The organism is Thalassotalea sp. PS06 (assembly GCF_007197775.1).
GTDB lineage: Bacteria > Pseudomonadota > Gammaproteobacteria > Enterobacterales > Alteromonadaceae > Thalassotalea_A.
In genome coordinates, this window is the sequence record NZ_CP041638.1 from 1,391,376 (window position 1) to 1,413,576 (window position 22,201).

Annotated in this window: 17 protein-coding genes; 15 read left to right on the plus strand and 2 right to left on the minus strand. The window is 43.7% G+C overall.

What is annotated here, in order from left to right:
- Window positions 1–103 precede the first annotated feature (103 nt).
- From htpG to FNC98_RS06145, 14 genes are all read left to right on the plus strand, one after another.
- Window positions 104–2,044, plus strand: coding sequence for a molecular chaperone HtpG (gene htpG / locus FNC98_RS06080; RefSeq protein ID WP_143580415.1), 1,941 nt, complete (start codon window positions 104–106; stop codon window positions 2,042–2,044).
- Between the two features lie 276 nt (window positions 2,045–2,320).
- A complete protein-coding gene (adk, locus tag FNC98_RS06085) occupies window positions 2,321–2,965 on the plus strand; it encodes an adenylate kinase (protein WP_143580416.1) in 645 nt (214 codons plus the stop codon).
- 184 nt (window positions 2,966–3,149) lie between these two features.
- Window positions 3,150–5,099, plus strand: a complete 1,950-nt coding sequence (locus FNC98_RS06090; protein WP_143580417.1) for an ATP-dependent DNA helicase — start codon at window positions 3,150–3,152, stop codon at window positions 5,097–5,099.
- A 30-nt stretch (window positions 5,100–5,129) separates the two neighbouring features.
- Complete coding sequence (tsaB, locus tag FNC98_RS06095) at window positions 5,130–5,834, plus strand: tRNA (adenosine(37)-N6)-threonylcarbamoyltransferase complex dimerization subunit type 1 TsaB (protein WP_143580418.1); 705 nt, start codon at window positions 5,130–5,132, stop codon at window positions 5,832–5,834.
- A 148-nt stretch (window positions 5,835–5,982) separates the two neighbouring features.
- The gene (locus FNC98_RS06100; RefSeq protein ID WP_143580419.1) at window positions 5,983–6,648 is read left to right on the plus strand and encodes a M50 family metallopeptidase; all 666 of its coding nucleotides are present in this window, start codon (window positions 5,983–5,985) and stop codon (window positions 6,646–6,648) included.
- The gene (locus FNC98_RS06105) at window positions 6,645–7,571 is read left to right on the plus strand and encodes an alpha/beta hydrolase (RefSeq protein ID WP_143580420.1); all 927 of its coding nucleotides are present in this window, start codon (window positions 6,645–6,647) and stop codon (window positions 7,569–7,571) included. Before FNC98_RS06100 ends, FNC98_RS06105 begins: the two co-directional genes overlap by 4 nt.
- A gap of 407 nt (window positions 7,572–7,978) precedes the next feature.
- Window positions 7,979–9,634 (plus strand): long-chain-fatty-acid--CoA ligase FadD, encoded by a 1,656-nt coding sequence (gene fadD, locus FNC98_RS06110; RefSeq protein ID WP_143580421.1) that lies wholly within the window; start codon window positions 7,979–7,981, stop codon window positions 9,632–9,634.
- 458 nt (window positions 9,635–10,092) lie between these two features.
- Window positions 10,093–11,235: a ribonuclease D gene (rnd, locus tag FNC98_RS06115; protein WP_143580422.1), complete on the plus strand. Its 1,143-nt coding sequence runs from the start codon at window positions 10,093–10,095 to the stop codon at window positions 11,233–11,235.
- Window positions 11,236–11,659: 424 nt separating this feature from the next.
- Window positions 11,660–11,938: a YcgL domain-containing protein gene (locus tag FNC98_RS06120; protein WP_143580423.1), complete on the plus strand. Its 279-nt coding sequence runs from the start codon at window positions 11,660–11,662 to the stop codon at window positions 11,936–11,938.
- 14 nt (window positions 11,939–11,952) lie between these two features.
- Window positions 11,953–12,996 carry a lytic transglycosylase domain-containing protein gene (locus FNC98_RS06125; protein ID WP_143580424.1) on the plus strand — a complete coding sequence of 348 codons (1,044 nt, stop codon included), beginning with the start codon at window positions 11,953–11,955 and terminating at the stop codon, window positions 12,994–12,996.
- A 23-nt stretch (window positions 12,997–13,019) separates the two neighbouring features.
- A complete protein-coding gene (locus FNC98_RS06130) occupies window positions 13,020–13,556 on the plus strand; it encodes a YcgN family cysteine cluster protein (protein WP_409574565.1) in 537 nt (178 codons plus the stop codon).
- A gap of 14 nt (window positions 13,557–13,570) precedes the next feature.
- Window positions 13,571–14,425: a tRNA-uridine aminocarboxypropyltransferase gene (locus tag FNC98_RS06135; protein ID WP_221932924.1), complete on the plus strand. Its 855-nt coding sequence runs from the start codon at window positions 13,571–13,573 to the stop codon at window positions 14,423–14,425.
- 80 nt (window positions 14,426–14,505) lie between these two features.
- A complete protein-coding gene (locus FNC98_RS06140; RefSeq protein WP_143580425.1) occupies window positions 14,506–15,525 on the plus strand; it encodes a TolB family protein in 1,020 nt (339 codons plus the stop codon).
- Between the two features lie 72 nt (window positions 15,526–15,597).
- Window positions 15,598–16,005: a rod shape-determining protein gene (locus FNC98_RS06145; RefSeq protein ID WP_143580426.1), complete on the plus strand. Its 408-nt coding sequence runs from the start codon at window positions 15,598–15,600 to the stop codon at window positions 16,003–16,005.
- 626 nt (window positions 16,006–16,631) lie between these two features.
- Here the strand turns inward: FNC98_RS06145 and FNC98_RS06150 are convergent.
- Window positions 16,632–18,644, minus strand: coding sequence for an amidohydrolase family protein (locus FNC98_RS06150; RefSeq protein ID WP_143580427.1), 2,013 nt, complete (start codon window positions 18,642–18,644; stop codon window positions 16,632–16,634).
- 487 nt (window positions 18,645–19,131) lie between these two features.
- Here FNC98_RS06150 and FNC98_RS06155 point away from each other — a divergent pair, with 487 nt between their 5' ends.
- Entirely contained in the window at window positions 19,132–20,103 is a 972-nt protein-coding gene (locus FNC98_RS06155; protein WP_143580428.1) for an MBL fold metallo-hydrolase, read from the plus strand.
- Between the two features lie 112 nt (window positions 20,104–20,215).
- Here FNC98_RS06155 and ggt read toward each other — a convergent pair whose 3' ends face one another.
- Window positions 20,216–21,910, minus strand: coding sequence for a gamma-glutamyltransferase (gene ggt / locus FNC98_RS06160; RefSeq protein WP_144035482.1), 1,695 nt, complete (start codon window positions 21,908–21,910; stop codon window positions 20,216–20,218).
- Window positions 21,911–22,201 lie beyond the last annotated feature (291 nt).

Sequence of the window (22,201 nt, forward strand, 5' to 3'; positions counted from 1 at the left end):
TTAAAAAAAATTTTCTTGTACCTCTTTAAAACCCATTCCCCATCCCCACATTAATTTCTAGAACCAATGCTTCGGCAATAACAAGATTAGGAGACACGTGTTTATGTCTGATTCAGGTCATAAAGAAGTTCACGGCTTTCAAACTGAAGTAAAGCAATTACTACAATTGATGATCCACTCGCTGTATTCCAATAAGGAAATCTTCCTTCGCGAGCTGGTTTCCAACGCAGCTGATGCTGCCGACAAACTGCGTTTCAAAGCATTATCCGATGCCAGCCTTTATGGCGGTGACGGTAACCTGCGCGTGCGTATTAGCGCCGACAAAGACAACAACACCATTACCATTTCCGATAATGGAATCGGTATGACCCGTGATGACATCATCACTCACTTAGGTACTATCGCCAAATCAGGCACCGCTGATTTCTTCAGCCGTTTATCCGGCGACCAAGCAGCAGATTCGCAGCTTATCGGTCAATTTGGTGTAGGTTTCTACTCGGCATTTATCGTTGCCGACAAAGTGGTGGTTCGCTCACGTGCCGCAGGTGTTGACGCCGATCAGGCCGTTGAATGGTCGTCAAAAGGTGAGGGTGATTTCTCGGTAGAAGATATCGAAAAATCGTCACGAGGTACCGATATCATCCTGTTCTTAAAAGAAGATGAGCAGGAATTTTTAGATGACTGGCGCTTAAAGTCGATCGTCACCAAATACTCCGATCACATCTCAATTCCGGTAGAAATGCTAACGCCGGAAATTCCTGAAGTACCAGAGAGCACCGGCGAAGATGGCGAAGTGATCCCTGCCGTGCCTGGCAAACCTGCTGAGTGGGAACCGGTGAACAAGGCCGAAGCGCTATGGACCCGTGAAAAATCTGATATCAAAGACGAAGAGTACCAGGAATTTTACAAGCACGTATCCCATGATTTTGCCGAGCCACTTCTATGGGCCCATAACAAAGTGGAAGGCAGTACCGAATACACCTCGCTGTTATACGTGCCAAGCAAAGCGCCGTTCGATTTATACAACCGCGAACGTCAGCACGGCTTAAAACTTTACGTACAGCGTGTATTCATCATGGATGACGCCGAGCAGTTTATGCCGACATACCTGCGTTTCGTGAAAGGTTTGTTGGACTCAAACGATTTACCACTAAATGTTTCTCGCGAAATTTTGCAGGACAACAAAGTCACTCAGGCAATGCGCAAAGGTTGTACCAAGCGCGTGTTAACCATGCTTGATCGTCTTGGCAAAAACGACAAAGAGAAATACCAGGGCTTCTGGGACGAGTTTGGTCAGGTGATCAAAGAAGGTCCGTCGGAAGACATGGCAAACAAAGAAGCGATTGCTAAGTTATTGCGATTTGCGTCAACGGAAAACGACACGCCAGTACAGAACGTTTCCCTGACCGAATACATCGAACGCATGAAAGAAGGTCAGGATAAGATTTACTACGTGGTTGCCGATAGCTTTGATGCAGCGAAAAACTCGCCGCACCTGGAAGTATTCCGTAAGAAGGGCATCGAAGTGTTATTGATGTCTGATCGTATCGATGAGTGGTTAATGAGCCACTTGACCGAGTTCTCTGACAAGCAGTTCCAGTCAGTAACTCGTGGCGGCCTTGATTTAGGCGATATGGATGATGAACAGACAAAAGAAGCTCAGGAGCAGCTGGAAAAAGAATTTGATTCGGTTGTGAGTCGCTTAAAGGAAAGTCTTGGTGACAAGGTCAAAGATGTGAAAATTTCCCAACGTCTGACCGACTCTCCAGCCTGTATCGTTACCGATGAGAATGACATGAGCTCGCAGATGATGAAGCTAATGCAGTCTGTGGGACAGGAAGTACCCGAGTCCAAGCCAATTTTCGAAATCAATGCCGAGCATGATTTGATTAAGCACATGGCCGATGAGGCCGATGGCGATAAATTCGGTGAATGGGCAGAGGTGTTGTTTGAGCAGGCAATGCTAGCCGAGCGCGGTAGTCTGAAAGACCCGGCATCTTTTGTTGCTCGTTTGAATAAATTGATGCTAAGCCTGACTAAATAATGATATTGGGTAGTCTGGCAGATTTAGCTTAAAGCCGGCACTCAAATCGGTAGCGAAAGCGAGAAATTGATAAGGAATACTTCCTTTTTCGGTTTCTCGTTTTTTATTTTCACGTGTAATTTATATATAACAACATACCGAAATTTAATTTACACAGCGCCCCTTGTTTGCGCTGCTGCATGCAAGTATGATTAGGCCTTAAAAAATACAGCTTCTATGTCATTGACAATTGGCATTGAAAAAATTTAATCCGACTATTTCTTAGGGTTTTGCAATATGCGCATTATTTTATTGGGTGCACCTGGTGCCGGTAAGGGAACTCAGGCACAGTTTTTAATGAACAAGTACGGTATCCCACAGATTTCTACTGGTGATATGTTACGTGCAGCGATCAAGGCTGGTACTGAGCTAGGCAAACAAGCCAAGCAGGTTATGGATGCCGGCCAACTGGTTTCTGACGAATTGATCATTGGCCTGGTAAAAGAGCGTGTCGCTCAGCCGGATTGTGAAAATGGTTTCCTGTTAGATGGTTTCCCACGCACCATTCCACAAGCTGATGCAATGAAAGCTAACGAAATCACCGTCGACAGCGTTATCGAATTTGACGTTGCTGATGAAGTTATTGTTGAGCGTATGGGCGGTCGTCGTGTACACCCTGGTTCTGGTCGTGTTTATCACATCGTTTACAATCCACCAAAAGTGGAAGGTAAAGATGATGAAACTGGTGAAGATCTGGCTATTCGTCCGGATGATGAAGAAGCAACTGTTCGCAAGCGTCTTGGTATCTACCACGAGCAAACTAAGCCACTTGTAGATTACTATCAGGCAGAAGCAAAGGCAGGTAACTGTCAGTACCTGACTATCGACGGTACGCAACCTGTTGAAGCGGTAAGCGCGATCCTTGCTGAGAAGCTAGGCTAAGCCTTAACAAGCTAATATTTCTTTGAAAAAGCCACCTTCGAGGTGGCTTTTTTGATTCTATCGCTCAAGGGTCTCAGTCATTGAAAATTAGCAATATTTCAACAACTGCGGATTCACGCCCTTTCTCGATATAGAGCTTTTCGCTATACTGGCCAGAGTTTTCTCAGCGCTTGATCAAATACTAATGAATAAAACAAAAAGCGTATCTCAAGCGTTTTCTTCTACCGGCCCTTTGGCAAAAGCGATTAATGGTTTTAACCCTCGCCAGGCACAGCTCGATATGAGTCTTGAAGTCGAGCAGGTAATCGCCGACAAAGAGACCTTGTTGGTAGAAGCCGGAACCGGTACCGGTAAAACCTTTGCATATCTGGTACCAGCGTTTTTAAGCGAGCAAAAAACTATTGTTTCTACGGGAACCAAAACCCTGCAGGAACAGCTATTTCACAAAGATTTACCCCTGGTGAAAAAGGCCCTTGGCAGCAAATTGAAAATTGCCTTGTTAAAAGGCCGCAGTAATTATCTGTGTACCTATCGATTAGAAGAAAACTTTTCCAGTCAGCCCCATAAACGCAGACAAGCCGGCGTTCAGCTGGATGCTGCGGCATTGGCGGATTTGGTAAAAGTCCGACAATGGTCCAGTCATACCCAATCAGGCGATCTTGGCGAACTGACCGATGTCGCTGAAGATTCTGCAATCTTTGCACAAGTGACATCAACAACAGATAACTGCTTAGGTCGACAGTGCCCGGATTATGAAACCTGTTATTTGGTAAAAGCGCGGGAACGGGCGATAGAAGCGGATGTGTTAGTGGTGAACCATCATCTGTTTTTCGCTGATTTAGCGTTAAAAGATACCGGCTTTGGCGAACTTATCCCCAGTGCACAAACCATTATCTTCGATGAGGCCCATCAAATTCCCGATATTGCCACAGAATATTTTGGCCAAAGCTTTTCATCACGGCAATTACTGGATTTAGCCAGTGATTGTATGCAGCAATATCGCACTGAATTAACCGATGTAAAACAACTGAGCAAGGCCGCGGAAAAGCTGCAACGTTCTGCCGCGGATTTTCGTTTGCTGTTTGGGCAAAATCCGGAGCGGGGCGATTGGCGTCAGCGCCTGAGAATGACAACCTTTAAGCAGGGCTTTAATCATGTTGTTGATGATCTCAAGTTTTTGTACGAGGTGCTTAAGCTTTGTGTATCGCGGACCGAGACAATTGATAACTGCTTTGAACGTGCCACACAATTATTAAACCTGTGTGATTTAATGCAACAGGTGGACAAGCCTGGCACTAGTTTGTGGTATGAAACTACACGCCGTCACATTACCTTGCACCTGACACCACTTAGTGTTGCCGATAAGTTCTCTGAAGTGGTATCGAAAAGCGACAGTGCCTGGGTATTTACCTCGGCAACACTTGCAGTTGATGGTCAATTTGAACACTTTTCCAAGCAGCTTGGTTTAGCGAATGCAAAGAGTATGTTGCTTGATAGCCCCTTTGATTATGCCGACCAGTCGTTGTTGTTAGTGCCTAGATATTTGCCTGACGCTCAGGCTCATAATCGCGCTCAGGCCTTGGTCGATATTGCCATGCCGTTAATAGAAGCGAGTGAAGGGCGATGTTTTATGCTTTTCACCTCATACCGAATGCTGAATCAGGTTGCTCAAATATTGACTGAAGCCATTGAAAACCCACTGCTTGTTCAGGGGCAAATGGCGAAAAGAGTGCTTTTGGATCATTTTATTGACCAGCCAGATTCGGTATTATTGGCCACTGCAAGTTTCTGGGAAGGGGTTGATGTCCGAGGTAACAACCTGACCTGTGTTATTATTGATAAATTGCCGTTTGCCTCACCGGATGATCCGTTGTTGCAGGCAAAGAGTGCTGATGTGAAAAGTCAGGGCAAAGATCCTTTCGCGCAAATTCAACTGCCTCAGGCAGTCATTGCCCTAAAACAGGGGGTTGGTCGATTGATTCGCGATATCGATGATAGAGGCGTGATGGCAATTTGTGACGCTCGTCTGGTGAATCGTCACTATGGCCAGGTGTTTTTAAACAGCCTGCCGGATATGCAGCGTACCCGGGAACTGAAGCGTGCCATAACATTTTTAGAAGCGATAAACCGCTAGCGTTTATTGCTAAACAGAGAGAGAAATTGAGTGAACTATCTGGCCATTGATGCATCGACGGAAGCTTGTTCTGTCGCCCTTCAATATCAGGGCAAACGTTTTTGCCGTTACGAATTAAGCCCACAATCTCATAGCAAATTGTTATTGCCTCAGGTGGATGAGGTACTAAACGAAGCTGGGGTGAAGCTTAAAGATTTAGATGGCTTGATTTTTGGTCGTGGCCCGGGAAGTTTTACCGGCGTTCGCATTGGTATTGGTGTGGCACAAGGGTTAGCCTATTCCGCCGATTTACCTGTGGTTGGTGTTTCCACACTGCGGACAATGGCCCAGCAGGCCTTTGAACAACATGGTCAATCAACAGCCGTTGCTGCAATTGATGCGCGCATGTCAGAAATTTATTGCGGCTGTTTTAAAGCCGATGAAAATGGCATTGTTCAGGAACTAAGTTCAGAACAGGTATTTTCGCCAGAATTGTTGGCGCAAAAGCTGGAAGAGCTATCCATTAACACCAGTGATGTTGCCGGCGTTGGCTCTGCCTGGCAGGCCTATCCTGAGCAATTAGCAGATTGTAAATTAACTCGCATTGATGAGCAGGTGCGCTTTCCTAAAGCTGAATACATGTTGGCCATCGGCGCTGCCGCTTTTGCCAACGGTGAGGGCGTTGATGCGGCGTTAGCACAACCTGTCTATGTACGCGATACCGTGACCTGGAAAAAACTCCCGGGTCGCGAATAGCTAAATTCCCTATGGGGTTAGAGTCAATTATCAAAATATCATTGTTATATATTTCATATAGTTAAGTGCCATTCAATGACGACTCTGTCCCCTTAAAAACAAAACTTCATAAAATTATTAGCGACTCAAAACAATAACAGGTTGCACTATGAGTACAAAATCCGGCTGGCTACCATTACAGAATTTCTGGTTTCTGGTATTGATCGCTGTGCTGTTCAGCCAAATCCCCATCGTTAACATCCCGTTTCAGTGGTTAGAAACCTTCTTCCATGAAATCAGCCACGGTTTAGCGGCAATTCTCTCTGGCGGACATATCATCCGTATCCAGCTATTCGCCAATGGCGCAGGCCTTTGCACCAGCGCTGGCGGTAACTCGGTTTTCGTCGCATTCAGCGGCTATGCTGGCGCCGTATTGTTTGGCATGCTCTTGTATTGGGGCGCAGGTGTTCATCGTCAGGGCGCAAAGATCATCAGCGGCATATTAATCGCTATGATCATTGTAACCTTATTGTTGTGGGTGAAAGATTTGCTAACCGCAGTGATCTGTTTGGTACTGACAGCAATATTCTCTTTAAAGCTAGCCTACAGTCGCAGCACCTGGCTTGCGCCAATTTTAAAAATTATTTCCCTGGTGGTTTTATTAAATGCGTTGCAAAGCCCCTGGTATTTGTGGTCGACACCACAGAAAAGCGACGCCTATTTACTGGCACAATACACCATGATCCCAGGTTTTATCTGGATAATTATCTGGTTGGCGATGGCAATCTGGGGGCTATTATTGTTGAGCAAACGTAATCAAGGAGCGAAAGGATGACGATTAAACCTCGCCGCTTTTCCTTAGAAAAATCTTCTCAGACAAGTGCTGAATCGTCAATGGAGGCTGTCGCACCATTTGAGCTTGCAGCTCTGACAACCGGTAATACCCATGGCAAGGTGGTTCTATGCCTACATGGCTGGCTTGATAATGCCGCCAGCTTCGTCCCTTTTTTCGAGCACTTGCAGGAGACGAACTCAGAGCTTGTTAACGACTATCAATTTATTGCCATCGACTGGGCAGGGCATGGTTTATCTTCTCATCGTTCAAGCGATGCCTATTACTATTTCACCGACTGGGTTGACGATTTATACCAACTGATTGAATCCCAGGGGTGGCAGCAAGTGATCTTACTTGGCCACTCGATGGGCGCCATGGTAGCTAACCTGTTCACCGCAGCCTTTCCTGAAAAAGTTGAATCGTTATTTTTAATCGAAGGTATTGGCTTGCTACCTCTATCAGAACATCCGGCTAAGCAATTACGTGATGGCATATTAAGTCGCCGCAAAACTCGCATGAAAAGTCGTCACCAAAGCCTGGAATCGGCCATTCAGGCACGTCTTAATGTCTCTGATCTCGAATACGCTCAGGCAGAGCTTCTTACTAAGAGAAGCATGAAGCAGTCAGACCATGATAAAGATGACTATCAATGGTTATCGGATCCCAGGGTTCGAAATACCTCAGTCATTCGTTATTCGCAAGCCGAAGTAGATCAAATCATCGCTAATATTGAATGTCCGGTAACGGTATTTTATGGCGACAAAGGGTTTGAGTCGGTGCAAAAAGGCTTAAGCCATTGGCAATCGACCTATAAACAGTTGCAAAGTTATAAGTTAACCGGTGGTCATCATGTTCATATGCAGGATGTGGCATCACTTGCCAGGCATTTAACAAGCCATTTACCTGCTACGAGCCAGTCGTAGCGCTTATTTGCGGTAATTATGACCAGCCGATGACAAGAATGTGAATTTTTCTGGTCTTACCTCTTGCTTTTAGATGCCAGTGTGGAATCATAGAGCACTTTGGTTCTTTAGCGGGACTGGCATTCAATTCGACTATAATTGAGCTAACTTAATTTTTATCTGCGCTTTCGCACGCTTTGGCATGGATTTAAAGACGGTTTTCAAGCTCAAGTTCAATGAACAACGCCTGCTATATAAAAACAATAATGATACGGCACTGAAGTTGAGTAGTACGGACAACGTACGCTTGATTAAAACAAACCAGATATCATCTCCAGCGAAGAACATGATTATTTTGACAATAAGTTCAAACCGCAGAGTTGGTACAGATAATAAACGGTGCTTTGAAAAATGTTAGGAGAAGTATTGTGGAGAAAATTTGGCTTGAGAAAAGTTATCCTCCCGGAGTACCTGCGGAGATAGATGCTGATAAGTATCAGTCTCTCGCGCAACTATTTACAAAATACAGCCAGCAATATGCGGATAAAACGGCATTCATCAATATGGATGTTAAGTTGTCTTATCGCGAGCTGGAACAACAAGCCACTGCTTTTGCCGCTTACTTACAACAGGATTTAGGCCTGAAAAAAGGCGATAAGCTAGCAATCATGGTTCCAAATACACTGCAGTACCCAATTGCATTGTTTGGTGGTCTGATGGCTGGTTTAACTATTGTAAACGTCAACCCGCTATACACGGCTCGTGAATTAAAGCATCAGTTGAATGACTCTGGCACTAAGGCCATTGTTATCATCGAAAACTTCGCAAAAACCCTTCAGGACGTTATCGCCGACACCCCGGTAGAGAAAGTCATTCTTACCTCGCTAGGTGATCGCTTAGGTTTCTTAAAAGGCAACCTGGTCAATCTGGTTGTGCGTCATGTAAAGAAAATGGTGCCAGCTTATCAATTGAATAATACCGTGAGTTTCAATCAGGTATTAGAGAAGGGCGCAAAACTGGATTTCACGCCAGTGGCGGTTGCAGGCGAAGACTTAGCTTTCTTACAATACACCGGCGGCACCACAGGTGTTTCCAAAGGTGCAATGCTTACTCATCGCAACATGATTGCTAACCTTGAACAGGCAAAGGGCGTGCTTGGACCAATGTTAGAAGATGGCAAAGAGCTTGTGGTTACCGCATTGCCTCTGTATCACATCTTTGCATTAACCGCGAACTGCATGCTGTTTGTTACGTTAGGTGGTAGCAACTTACTGATCACCAACCCGCGTGATATGCCAAGCTTTGTGAAAGAGCTAAAGAAATACAGGTTCACCGCGTTAACTGGCGTAAATACTTTGTTCAACGGCTTATTAAATACCGAAGGTTTCAAAGATTTGGACTTCTCCAGCCTGAAGATTTCTCTTGGTGGTGGTATGGCCGTTCAGCAGCCGGTTGCCGAACGTTGGCAACAAGTTACCCGTACCCGTTTACTTGAAGGTTACGGCTTAACCGAGTGTGCTCCGCTGGTAACCGTAAGCCCTTATAATCAGCAAGCTTATAATGGCACCATTGGTTTACCTGCACCGTCTACCGACGTAAAAATCGTCGATGAGCTAGGCAATGAACGACCGCTAGGTGAAGCTGGTGAGATGATTGTTAAAGGCCCACAGGTAATGAAGGGCTATTATAATCGTCCAGAGGCAACGGCTGATGTGTTAAAAGACGATTGGTTATATACGGGTGATATCGCCTGCATGGACGAGAATGGTTACTTCAAGATTGTTGATCGGAAGAAAGACATGATCATCGTATCTGGTTTCAATGTTTTCCCGAACGAAATTGAAGAAGTAGTAATGATGCATCCTGATATCGTTGAAGCTGCAGCGATAGGTGTACCCCATGAGGTCAGTGGCGAAATGGTGAAGATTTTCGTAGTTACTCGTAATTCCGAGCTTTGCGAAAAAGACTTGATTAAACACTGTAAAGAACATTTGACCAACTACAAAGTACCTAAGTTGGTTGAGTTCAAAGATGAGTTGCCAAAGAGTAATGTCGGAAAGATTTTACGCCGGGAACTACGATAACCCTGATACACGGTGATTTTGATATGTAATACCAATCACATTAAATTATTGCTCACTCAGTGAGAATTTAAAGGCTTTTAGACAAGGCTTTGATTGCAGAGAATGGTTATTCCGCTCTCAAAATTAGCCAAAATCAGTAACGCAGGATAAACGCCTTTAAAACTCACCCGTAGGGAGTTAGTGAGAGGCCCATTTACTGCCCTATATTTCATTAATATAGAATGACTATATCAATAAAATCTATGTTGTAACTGAACCTCGGCCCTAACTCTGAGTTGTGCACAAACTTAGTGTGATTGGTATAAGCGCGGCGTCAGGGTAACTGGCTCCGCGCTTTTTTAGTTCTGTGATTTTTTAGTTCTGTGATTTTTTTTAGTTTGTTGTTAACATGTTGTTTTTGGTAGATGTTGTCTGCCGTGATAAATATATTGCCAATCTGCCAAGCCCCCGGAGAAACTGTGCAAGCTGAATACATACAAGATCAATCCGCCTTGGATTCGTTCTGCGAATCTATTTCCGAAGATGCAGTGCTTGCTGTCGATACCGAGTTTGTCCGTACCAGAACACTATTTCCAAATTTAGGGTTAATCCAGGCCTGCGATGGTAATCGCCTGGTGCTCATCGACCCGCTGGCGATTGACGATTTATCATGTTTTTGGCAGTTGCTGGAAAATCCACAAATCCTGAAACTCATTCATTCCTGTTCTGAAGATCTGGAAGTCTTTCTCCATGCCGGCAATTGCCAGCCGGTAAATATGTTAGATACACAGATTGTGATGGCATTTCTTGGTCATGGCCTGTCATTGGGGTATGCGTCGATGATCCTGCATTACTTGGATATCGAACTGGATAAAAGTGAATCCCGTACCAATTGGTTAAAGCGCCCGTTAACCGACAATCAGTTGGTGTATGCGGCTGCAGATGTTAAATACTTGCATCAGATTAGTGCTCAGTTGCTTGATGAAATTAAGCAGGCAGGTTGGTACGATGAAGCGTTGCAGGAATCGACGCGGATGATCGCCAAAAAATTCCAGCCGATTGATGAAAGTCAATTGTATCTGGAAAACAAGCAGGCTTTTCGTCTAACGCCAGCGCAGCTGTCGTTATTGCAAGAGCTATACGCCTGGCGGTACCGATTGGCCGTTAAGCGCAATTTACCGCTTAACTTTATTGCCAAAGATAATACCCTGTTAACGCTGGCGCGCCGCCAACCAACCAATGTTGGCGCAATGGCAAACTATGAAGGCATCGACATTCTTGATGTTCGCCATCAAGGCAAAGCGATGCTGAGTGTTATCAGAAAAGCGGTGAAGCTTCCTCCTGAACACCTACCTAAACCCATTTCTCGTCTGGACAGCTACCCAGGCTACAAAAATGTGTTTAAAAACCTTAAAACCTATCTTGGCAAACTTGCCGAAAAGCAAAACCTGGATTTACCGGTAGTTGCTGGTAAAAAACAGATGAATCAGTACCTTGCCTGGTTCTGGCAGCTCAATGAACAAGACCTTCACCCGGAACAAGTTGATCTGATAAATGGTTGGCGCGGGGAACTTTTCAAAGAAGATCTGCTCGAATTTGCTAAGCAGGGATTTAAACTTTAAAGCCTAGAGCTGACCTGAGCACGAGCAGAAATTCAATTTCTCGAACAAGAAAATTGCATCCACAAACGGTTTCGCATAGATTGACTTTATACCAATCCGCATTAAAGACTGAGTATTCAGCGAATGTAACGAGCAATAAACATTGCAGAGTAATTCAAAGATAATATTCAGTATTGTAATAGAGCGAATGTTTTTACGTTTTCAAATTCGCCCGCTGGGAATGCCAGAGATGAATTTTTACTGCATTGTCGCTATTTGAAATGGAATAACCATTCCTAAATATCGACGCTTTGGAAAAATACCTCGGCTGACATTCTGAATAGCTCCAATATCAATGCGGACTGGTATTTGAAGCCGTAATACGTTGGCCTGATAAGGGTTACGTGGTATATTGCTGAGCCATTTTCTAGCCGGTGATTGAATTATGATTTGCGCTGTTTATCGAAGCCCTAAAAAGCCTCAAACTTTCTTGTATGTTGTCAAACGTGATGACTTTTCGGCAGTGCCGGAAGCATTACTCACTACTTTTGGTACCCCTCAACTGGTAACTCTGGTAAATTTGGCGAATCGAGATAAACTGGCTTTGGCCGATATCGATAAAGTGCAATCAGAGCTACTGGACAAAGGCTTTTATTTGCAGTTACCGCCCCCAACCGAAGATTTATTAAAACAGCATAAAGCTGAACAATTATCACAACAATAGTTATAGGGGTTGCTATGTTTTCAACAAGCAAGATTCGTCGACTACTTTTCCTTTCCGCAATTTCCTGTGCGGCTTTTTCCAATGTTGCCATTGCTCAAAAACAACTGACTCAGGAAGGTTTTGAACAATATGTTGAAGGTCTAAAACAACAGGCCCTGGAAAAGGGCTTCAGTCAGGAATTTATAGACAGCACATTTGCTAACGTCGAGCTATATAAGCGCGCGATCAAAGCCGATAAAAACCAACCAGAGAAAGTAGAAACTCTGGAAACCTATCTACCGGTTCGGGTTTCCGACTGGAAGGTAAATAAAGCCAAAGAAATGATGAAACTGCACCGTGATGAGTTGCAGAAAGTTGGCAAAGAGTACGGTGTACAACCGCGTTTCATCGTAGCTCTATGGGGCCTGGAATCCAATTTTGGTGCCATCACCGGTAATTACAATGTAATTTCTGCGCTGAGCACGCTTGCCTATGAAGGCCGCCGCGAAAGTTTTTTCACCCGCGAGTTAATGAACGCATTAACCATTATTGATCAAGGGCATATCAAAGCCGAAGATATGAAAGGCTCCTGGGCTGGCGCTATGGGCCATAACCAGTTTATGCCAAGTTCATTCCTTGCCTATGCTGCAGATGGTGATGGCGATGGCAAAAAAGATATCTGGAATAATACCACCGACGTGTTTGCATCGATTGCTAAATACTTGAAATCCGTCGGCTGGGACGATTCCATTACCTGGGCTCGTCAGGTACAACTGCCGGAAGATTTCGATTATTCGCTGGCGATTCCGCAAAACACCGGTGGTCGCTCAAACTGGCTGAAAGCCTGGAAGCGCACCGAAATGTCTTTAGATGACTGGCAAAAAGCCGGGGTAAGACGTTTTAACGGTCAGGATCTGCCTAAGGTTGATATCACCGCGGCATTGGTTTTCCCTGATGGTGAAAAAGGGCGCGCTTATCTTGCCTATGACAATTACAAATGCTTGATGCATTGGAATTTGTCCTATTATTTTGTTACCAGTGTTGGCCATTTAGCCGACCGGATTAAATTCAATCCATAAGCGTTGGTATTTGGATTCAAATTTTGAGTAAAAACTTACCCCCAGAGTTTTGGAAGCACAAAACTTTAACCGAGATGAGCCGTCAGGAATGGGAAGCCATTTGTGACGGTTGCGCAAAATGTTGTCTGCACAAAATCATTGAAGACGATAGTGATGAAGAACCGGGCGAAGATCATGAGCCGGTCGAATCCTTGAGTCCGACGGATTATATTCGTGAAGGTGAAGAGCTGCTTTATACCAATATTGTCTGCCATCTTCTTAACGACAAAACCTGCAGTTGTTCAAAGTACAGTGAACGCACCCGCTTGGTTCCCGATTGTGTGCAACTGACTCAGGATAACCTTGAAGACATTTTCTTTATGCCGCCGAGTTGTAGTTATCGTCGCTTACACGAGGGCAGGGGCTTGCCGTCCTGGCATCCGTTGTTAAATAAAGGCAAAAAGTCGGAAATGCATAAGGCTGGTATGTCGGTACGCGGTAAGGTTTTGAAAGATAACGACGTGGATATCTACGATTATGAAGATCACCTTGTTACCTGGCCATTAGAAGACGTTGATTAAGAGTAGTTAGCCGATTGCCAACCTATCCAGCAACATTCCCCCACGCCGTACATCAACTTTTTCAATATCGAAAATCGATTAGCACTCGACCTTTCAATGCCAGAGGCTCGGGTGTTGAACGCTGCGAATACTGCCGCATTGATATCAAGCACTGCATTTGCGAATTACTCAAACCGCAAACCGCCGATGCATCTTTTGTGTTGCTGATGTTTGATGATGAGGTTCTAAAACCCAGCAATACCGGGCGCTTGATAGCCGATGTGTTACCGGATACCCAGGCATTTTTGTGGGACCGAACCCAAATTTCGCCGGAATTCATTTCATTAATTAACTCACCAAAATACCAACCAATTTTGGTTTTCCCCGATGAATATGCGCTCGATGAGCAACCTTTGCTGCCAGTTGAGAAGCTAAGAGACAGGTGTTTCACAGAGGAAAGTTCGGCAAGGCCATTATTTATCATGCTTGATGCAACCTGGCGACAAGCGCGGAAAATGTATCGCAAGAGTCCTTATCTGCACAATATTCCTATGCTTTCCATCCCGGCAGAACTGATGGCAAAGGAACCTATAGCCGATAAACCACAATCAAAGACAGGTTCTTCGGATTCATCGGATTCATCGGATTCATCGGACTCAATAATCGCATCCCGATATCATGTGAGAACAGCGTCTAAAGAACAACAACTGGCAACGGCTGAAGTCGCTGCCAGAGTATTACAGTTGTCGCAAAACACGCAGGCAGGGGATGTATTGGCGTTATGGTTTGACGTGTTTAGTTACCGTTATCAGTGCGGTGTTAAACAAACCAATTCCGGTGATGCCAAAGCTGTCGAGCATTATCTAAGCTACCTGGATAAAACTTCCTGACAATCCGGGTCACTCTCCGATATTGACAAAGGATAGTGAACAGGCGACATTAAGTTGCAAGTTTGTAAAGGAATTCATCTATGAAAATTGTCGGATCATCTAAACGCTCGTCTTGGAAATCGCGGCTAGCAGCACCTTTGGCGCGATCTGTAACACTGGCTGTAAAATTGGCTGTAACATTGGCTGTGACCCTACCTTTTACCCTATTAATGGCGTTAACGGCTCAGGCAGAGGATGAAATTTATCTGGCAACGCTTGTCGATGATAAAGCCACAGATGTGGTGAACATAACCAACCGGCAAGGTTACGACAACCAACCGCATTTCACCCCGGATTCCAAGTTTTTGTTATTTACTGCCATGTTCACCACCAAACAGGGTGAGGAAACGGCGCAGCAAACCGACAGCATGCGCTTTGATATCGCCAACGCTAAGCTTGAGAACCTTACCGAGTCTACTGCCAGTGAATATTCTCCAACCGTTACTCCCGATGGCGAGCATTTTAGTGTGATTCGCGTCGGTAGCGATGGCCGTCAATTGTTATGGCAATACCCTTTAGAGGAACGCAAGAATCCTGGCAATTCTTTGTACCCTGAGCTTTTTGATATTGGTTATCACGTCTGGTTGAACGAAGAAGAGCTATTGTTGTTTGTATTAGGCGATCCGATGGAGTTACAAAGAGCCGATATTGACGCAAAAGAATCTGAGCTGGTGGATATCAATATCGGCCGTACCTTACGTCAGGTTCCTGGTACTGAGTTGTTTAGTTACAACAAAGAACATGGACAGGGCTGGCAAATGTTCATCTACAACCCAGATGAAAAGAAAACCTATGGCAATATCAATTTACCATCGCCAAACATGTATTACGCCTGGCATCAGGACGGTTCCTTATTAACCGCGATTGGCAATAAAGTATATCAATCGAAAGTGAATTTAACGCCAACTGCCGAAGCCATCACCCTGAAACAACCGGAAGTCAGCGGCAGTAAATGGGCCGTGTGGCATGATTTCTCGGATAGCTGTGATGGCAATATCACCCGCATGGTAATGAGTCCTGATAAAAGCTACTTCGCTTTTGTTTGTAATACAGCGGAATAAACTCTTAAGGAATGACAATAAAGCAAGCAAGTGACATTAGTTTGGGAAGGAAAGTAAAGGATCGAGTTTTAAATGGATATCATAAGAATAATTTCGAAAATTCCAATGCTGAAAGAGGCGTATCAAATTAAAGTTTCACCCACTGAAATAGTCGGTGAAAACCTAGTTAATCGAAAAGTTTCATGCGTTGTGAGAGCCTCTACCCACCCAAGAACTTTAACTGGTGATTTTTTTCATTTAGAGCAAGACATGAAACAAGTTATGGGGGAGTTAGCTACCAGAAGCTGGGTAAAGCCAGATGTACTAATTTGCCTACAAGGTTTGAGCGAGGGTGGTTACACAAACATTGAAAAAAAAGCATTTAGAGAGGCTGCATTCGGTGCCGGAGCTATGGACGTATATTTAGCAGAGCAACCTATCGATTTTACGTTAGCTTATGATGTGCTGGTGAGAGGCATAGATGGTAATGTTACGGAATAAGCCCTGCTTTGAGTGAAAAGGAGGCAGCAATATTTAATGGATATAAGGAAAGTATTTAAGGTTTTTGTGCTAGGTGGCATTTGCGACTATTTTTTTCGGGTTACTTTTTAACGAATAATGCGAGTGCGGTTTTACTCTTTCTTTGGTTTTTTGCTGGCTCATATATGACCAAAAATTCTACCTGTCCAAATTGCGTTCGACCATTGAGTAGTAACAGCTTAAATCTGTGGGAAGTGATCGTTTCTGGCAAATGTTTTCGTTGCAGATAATGTAGGGCAGCTCGCGGGCTAGTTAGAGCGATTTATAGTCTTTCACCTCCCAAATATTCATAGATTATACTTATTGGTTACGTACTTGCTGTCTACGAATATTGAGCGAGAAACATTTAATGATCTCCGTTTTTCCTTCGATTCAGCAAGAACCTTTGCTCATTAACGAATACTCAGGGCAAGCTCCTTTTTGATAGCTAGCTATATTTCTTTCGAAGAGCGCAGGACCACGTAACTGACTTCAGTATTAGGAGGTTAGTGATGGGTTTCTACTCCGGCAAGTTTGCCGCGTTCATCGGTCTTGACTGGGCCAAATCTAGTTTAATCGTTCTAATCGCCCTACCTCAGCTATGTGAGTTAAAAACTATACGCTGTGGTAAACGGCTTAACTCCTATTGATTTGAACATTTCATGTGGCTTGAACATTCGTCCGTCTTTCACGACTAAAGCAACTTTTCTGATCTCGCTAATGTTCTCAAGCGGGTTACCATCTATCAATATAAGATCGGCCACTTTTCCCTCTTCGATTGTTCCTACATCATCTCTACCAGCGATTCGTGCGGCATTTACGGTGGCAATTTTCAATACTTCTCTATTGGGTATCCCAGCCTTCACATAAAGTTCTAATTCCCGGTGTAAGGTAAAACCTGCTAAGCCATCAGTTCCAGCAACAAGACGAACGCCCCCAAGATAAAGCTTATGAACCATATCCAGTAATGCTTGTGCCGACCTTTCGTATTGCTTTTCGTTTTCTTTGGTTATATCTAACTGCTGACCTAATAAATATCGCTGGTAGCTCGCGGGTAGGATATCTGCAACCGCTTCATATGAAGGGTCAATTTCTCCTGCTTTATTGAGGAACATACTTTGGAAAATTGTAACGGTAGGGTCTATAACCACGTTTTTCTCGTTGAGTAAAGCAATGAAGTCTTCTACTTGTTTTGAGTTGAGATTCAAATCCCCCGCCTTTTCAGCTACTAGCATAAATCGTAAAGGTGTCCGGGTATCGTCCTTATCGCTAGCTAAGAAGTTAAGAAAAACCATGTTGATATGCTGAATTTCATTATATCCATCCATTACAGCCTGCTCCGCAGACATGAAGGAGGGGATATGACCACCTACCCTCATGTTGCGCGTATGAGCGTGTTCTACGATAGACTCTACCCACTCAGGCTCAATTGAACTGTAAATCTTGATTTGTTGATAACCTCTTTCGGAATACCAGTCAACATACTCCAATGCTTCATCTAATGTTGTTGCTATTTTTCCAACAGGTATGGAATAGGCAGATTTTTTATCGAGCATTCCGCCTCTATAAATACTTGGCCCTATAGCTTCGGCGGAGTCGAACGCTTTAATCAATTTCATAAGCTGATCATGATCATTTCCTAGATCTCGGACGCTCGTAACGCCGTTAGCTACATTGAGCAAACCGCTAATCAAACTCATATGGGAGTGCATATCCCATAGTCCTGGCATCATTGTTAAGCCTTGGCCGTCGATAGTTTTAGCTTGTTTCAGTTCGCTTGCACCTTCTCCAATAGCTATAATTTTTCCGTTTTTAATGGCAACCTGAGTATTACCTATTAACTCATCATCTACAGCATTAAAAACATTTATGTTGGTAAATAATGTTATGCCAGTAAGCTCTTTAGTATGACGTTCAGCCAACTTTTGATAATATTGAATAGTTGTTTCATTTTCGAATTCAAGTAATCGAGTTAAGTTGTCCCCCCACCCCCGAAGCACTAATCCGCCCCATGAAGATCCATAAGCGAAGAAATTCAAATCTTGGTCAAACCAGGCAAAGATTGGGGTTAAATCTAGGCCATTAATAGCTATAAGTGTCACCTCTCTAGATTCTTCGCCTTTAGTTACTCTGGTATTCATTAATTTTTGAATGGACGCTGTGCCTGAAGGTAATAAGGTTAGCGATTTGTTTTTTTGTTTATCAATCGCTTGCACGAGCAACTCTAAGTTAAGGTATGTTCCATCTGCTGAATAGTAAAAGTAGTTTTTATCTAATTTACGAGACTCATTTTCGTATGTGGTCCTCCACTTGGCTTCCCCCTGTTTATACTGATAACTTTCATCGATTTTTGCTCCATAATAGGAGTTTCCACTAATCTTTTGATCAATGATAAGGCCGTTTTCATTAAGTGTTATTGTTTCGGTAACTTTGGGGCCGCGTCCACGATCAGTGAACTCATAATTCGAACTATATTGATATTCATTAATTTGAGTTACCGTTTGAAAACCAGTTTTTTGACCCTTGACGATCCAATCATAATGAGTCACTTGCTTGGCAAAGGCCGAAGAAATAATTGCAGTGGTGATAGCTAAAGCCATCAGTAAATTTTTAATTATCATAAATGTGCCGCTGTACGTAACGTTGTTAATTTTATTACTTGCCAGTTCTAACGCTATTGGGAGTTAATACGTAGATTCCTTGTTTACATTCACTCCTGGCAGACTGCTTGGCTCAGTTAATTATTGAATAAAAACAATTAAAATCAATATAGTGACAGGTTTACTCGGTCCTCTTTTGTGATGTAAATACATTTCGCGTTAAATCATTAAAATGTATTTACATTAGAAATTGCAAAAAGACTATAAATGGCACTTTTAGTTCGGTCCGCGCAATCCGGTACTTTGGAATAACGGCAGGGGACTATAATGAGCGTGAAGCGGCAGCTGAGAATTGTTTCTTATTTTTCCAATTTTATACTTTTCCGTCTGAGATGATTAACAAAAGCTTGTAACTAACTGGTTGAGTTTTAATGGTTTGTTTTTGCTCTGGTTTTCGTTAACAATTAAAGCCTTAGTTAATTAAATCGCTCAGCCTTGGAAGACTTATATGAAGATATTCATTTTGCTTTTTGCCATGGTAGGGTTAGTTTCAGGAGCATCTGGCCAGACAGTAAAAGATGTGAAAGTAACTATTCTATCTACCATGATCGCGGACTATGGTACGGCCGAAAAACCTCTTTTTGGTGAGTGGGGGTTCTCAGCTTTGGTTGAGATAGATGGAAAGAAGATCCTGTTTGATACTGGCAGAAGTGAGAACCTAGTTCTTGAAAACGCTGATGCGCTAGGGATAGAACTCTCGGACGTAGAAGATGTAATTCTAAGCCATTACCATTTCGATCATACGGGAGGCTTACTGAACATGCGCAAACGACTTTCAGCTAAGAACCCTAAAGCTCTGTCAAGACTTCATGTTAATAAAGGTATGTTTAGTCATAGACACCACCCTGACGTTGATGGCGAATTCAACCAAATGGTCGCTGAGCGAAAAACCTATGAAAAAACGGGTGGAAAGGTATTTGTTTATGATACTGAGGAAGAGATTTTTCCGGGAGTTTGGTTGAGTGGCCCCATCCCCAGAAAAAGTGGCGAAGAAAATTGGTCAACTGATGGAAAGCTAAAAGTCCAAATTGAAAACGAGTGGATTCTAGATACCGTGCCCGAAAGCCTGTCACTGTTTATCGCAACTGACAAGGGCACCGTTATAATCTCTGGTTGTGGCCATGCTGGGTTAATTAATATTGCACATCATTCTAAATTGGTTACTAAGTTAAGTAACCTAAACGCTGTAATAGGAGGATTTCATTTGATGAGTGCCTCTGAGGCACAATTGGCATCCACTGCGACCACTCTTTCAAAAATGGGGGTTAAGCACTTTATCGGCGCTCACTGCACTGGAATCGAATCAACACATTCACTCAGGGACAAATTAGAATTAAACAGGTCAAATATGATTAACGGCTCTGTTGGCACTATCTACACCATATCTGAGGGGGTGAAACCAACTTGGATTGTCAAATAATAAAGTTATCTAAACCAGCAAGGGGCTGACAGAAAAATCGTGTAAGGTAAAATTTTGTATTACCCTTTACTGAAGGACTGATACGATTGCGTCAGTCTGTGAATTCGCTAAGTTAATAACCTTGTGCCTGACCATCTTTCCGCATTTCACTGGCACCGTGATAAACACCAGTATTGGGGGCTCTCATAATTGCCTGGTAACCACCAAAGTTGAGGTTTGATACATGAACCTTATGGCCTCTAGCCTGAAGGTCTTTAACGACATCTGCTTTAATACCACTCTCTAATACCAATACGCCACCGTCATCCATTCTTCCTTCCCAGGTCGGTGACGTAGAACCGTCATGACGAAAACGAGCCGCATCACCAGCTTGCTGTACGTTCATCTCAAAATCAATCATGTTGATAATCATCTGGGCATGCCCTTGTGGTTGCATTGAACCGCCCATCAACCCGAAGCTCATATAGGGTTTGTTATCTTTGGTAATAAATGCCGGAATGATGGTATGGAAAGGACGCTTCCCCGGTGCATAAGCATTAGGGTGGTTTTCCGATAACGAAAATTGGGCGCCACGATTCTGGAACATAAAGCCAAGACCATCGGGCACCAATCCACTACCCAACAAATAAAAATTGCTCTGGATCAGGCTCACCATCATCCCGTCCTTGTCAGCAACGGTAAGATAAATGGTATCTCCCTCGATAAGCTTAGGGTCACCGTGTTCAACCTTCGTAGCAGCAACCTTAAAGTCAATCAGTTTTGCTCTTTCCTTTCCATATTCCTTTGACAGTAAATAATCAATATTGATGGTTTGATAATCAGGATCGGCATAGAATCGAGCCCGGTCTTCAAAAGCAAGCTTTTTCGCTTCTGTCATGACATGCAAGTAATCAGCGCTATTATGACCCATTTTTTTTAGGTCGTAGTTTTCCAGTATCGTCAGCATTTGCAAAGCTGCAATCCCTTGGCCATTCGGGGGTAACTCCCAAATATCATAACCACGATAGTTTACTGACACAGGTTCAATCCATTCACTCTTGTGACTTGCAAAATCGTCATAGCGCAGCGGTCCACCAATACGCCTGAAGTAACTATCCATTGTTTTGGCAATATCACCTCGATAAAAGGCATCACGACCATTTTTGGCGATTTTTTCCAATGTATTGGCTAAATCCGGGTTTTTAAACATCTCTCCTTCTTTAGGCGATTTACCATTAATCAGAAAGGTCTTCTTATAGTTATCAATCTCTTCTACTACACCTCCGGCTTTAAATATCCTTGGAAATCGTTTTTGATAATAATCCATATCGTAGGCAATGAGTTCCGTAACTGGAAATCCATCTCTTGCGTATTGTATCGCCGGGGCAAGGTTATCAGTCATTTTCAGTTTACCGAATTTGCTATGAAGCTCGAACCACGCATCGACGGTGCCGGGTACGGTAACAGATGGCGTCCCCCAGTCTGGGATATACTCAAAGTCACCGATTTTTACTTTTAGTTCCGAAAGACTCTGACCTTTCGCAGATCGTCCGGAACCGTTGATTCCATGCAGCTTTTTGGTTACTGGGTCCCAAACAATGGCAAATAAATCACCGCCAATACCGTTGCCCGTGGGTTCCATTAATCCGATAGCAGCATTGGCTGCTATCGCTGCATCCATTGCTGTACCACCTTTTTTGAGAATATCGATCGCTACCTGTGTGGCTAACGGATGAGATGTTGCCGCCATACCATTAGTCGCAAGTACGGGAGAACGTGTCGCCCAGGGGGAGCCAACGACCCGGTCGCCGCGACCATCTTCTCGCATCTGTACTACGTCACCGGTAACATCATCAATGATCGTGTCTTCGTTAGCACTATAGGCAATCGCAGACACTAATAGAGTGCTAATGAAAAACACTGCACTATTTCTCGTAAGTGGTTTCATGGTTTTCGACATTTTCAGTGTAAATTTTAATTTAACTATAGGGGACTCTAAGCAAAAAACTAACAATAGTCATTTATCATCAGGGAGTTATATGGCGGGGCTAGCAAATAAGCCTTGGTTCGTATTAAATTCCTCGCGGTGTGAAATGTTAGTTTGCTTTGGAAGAGTCTC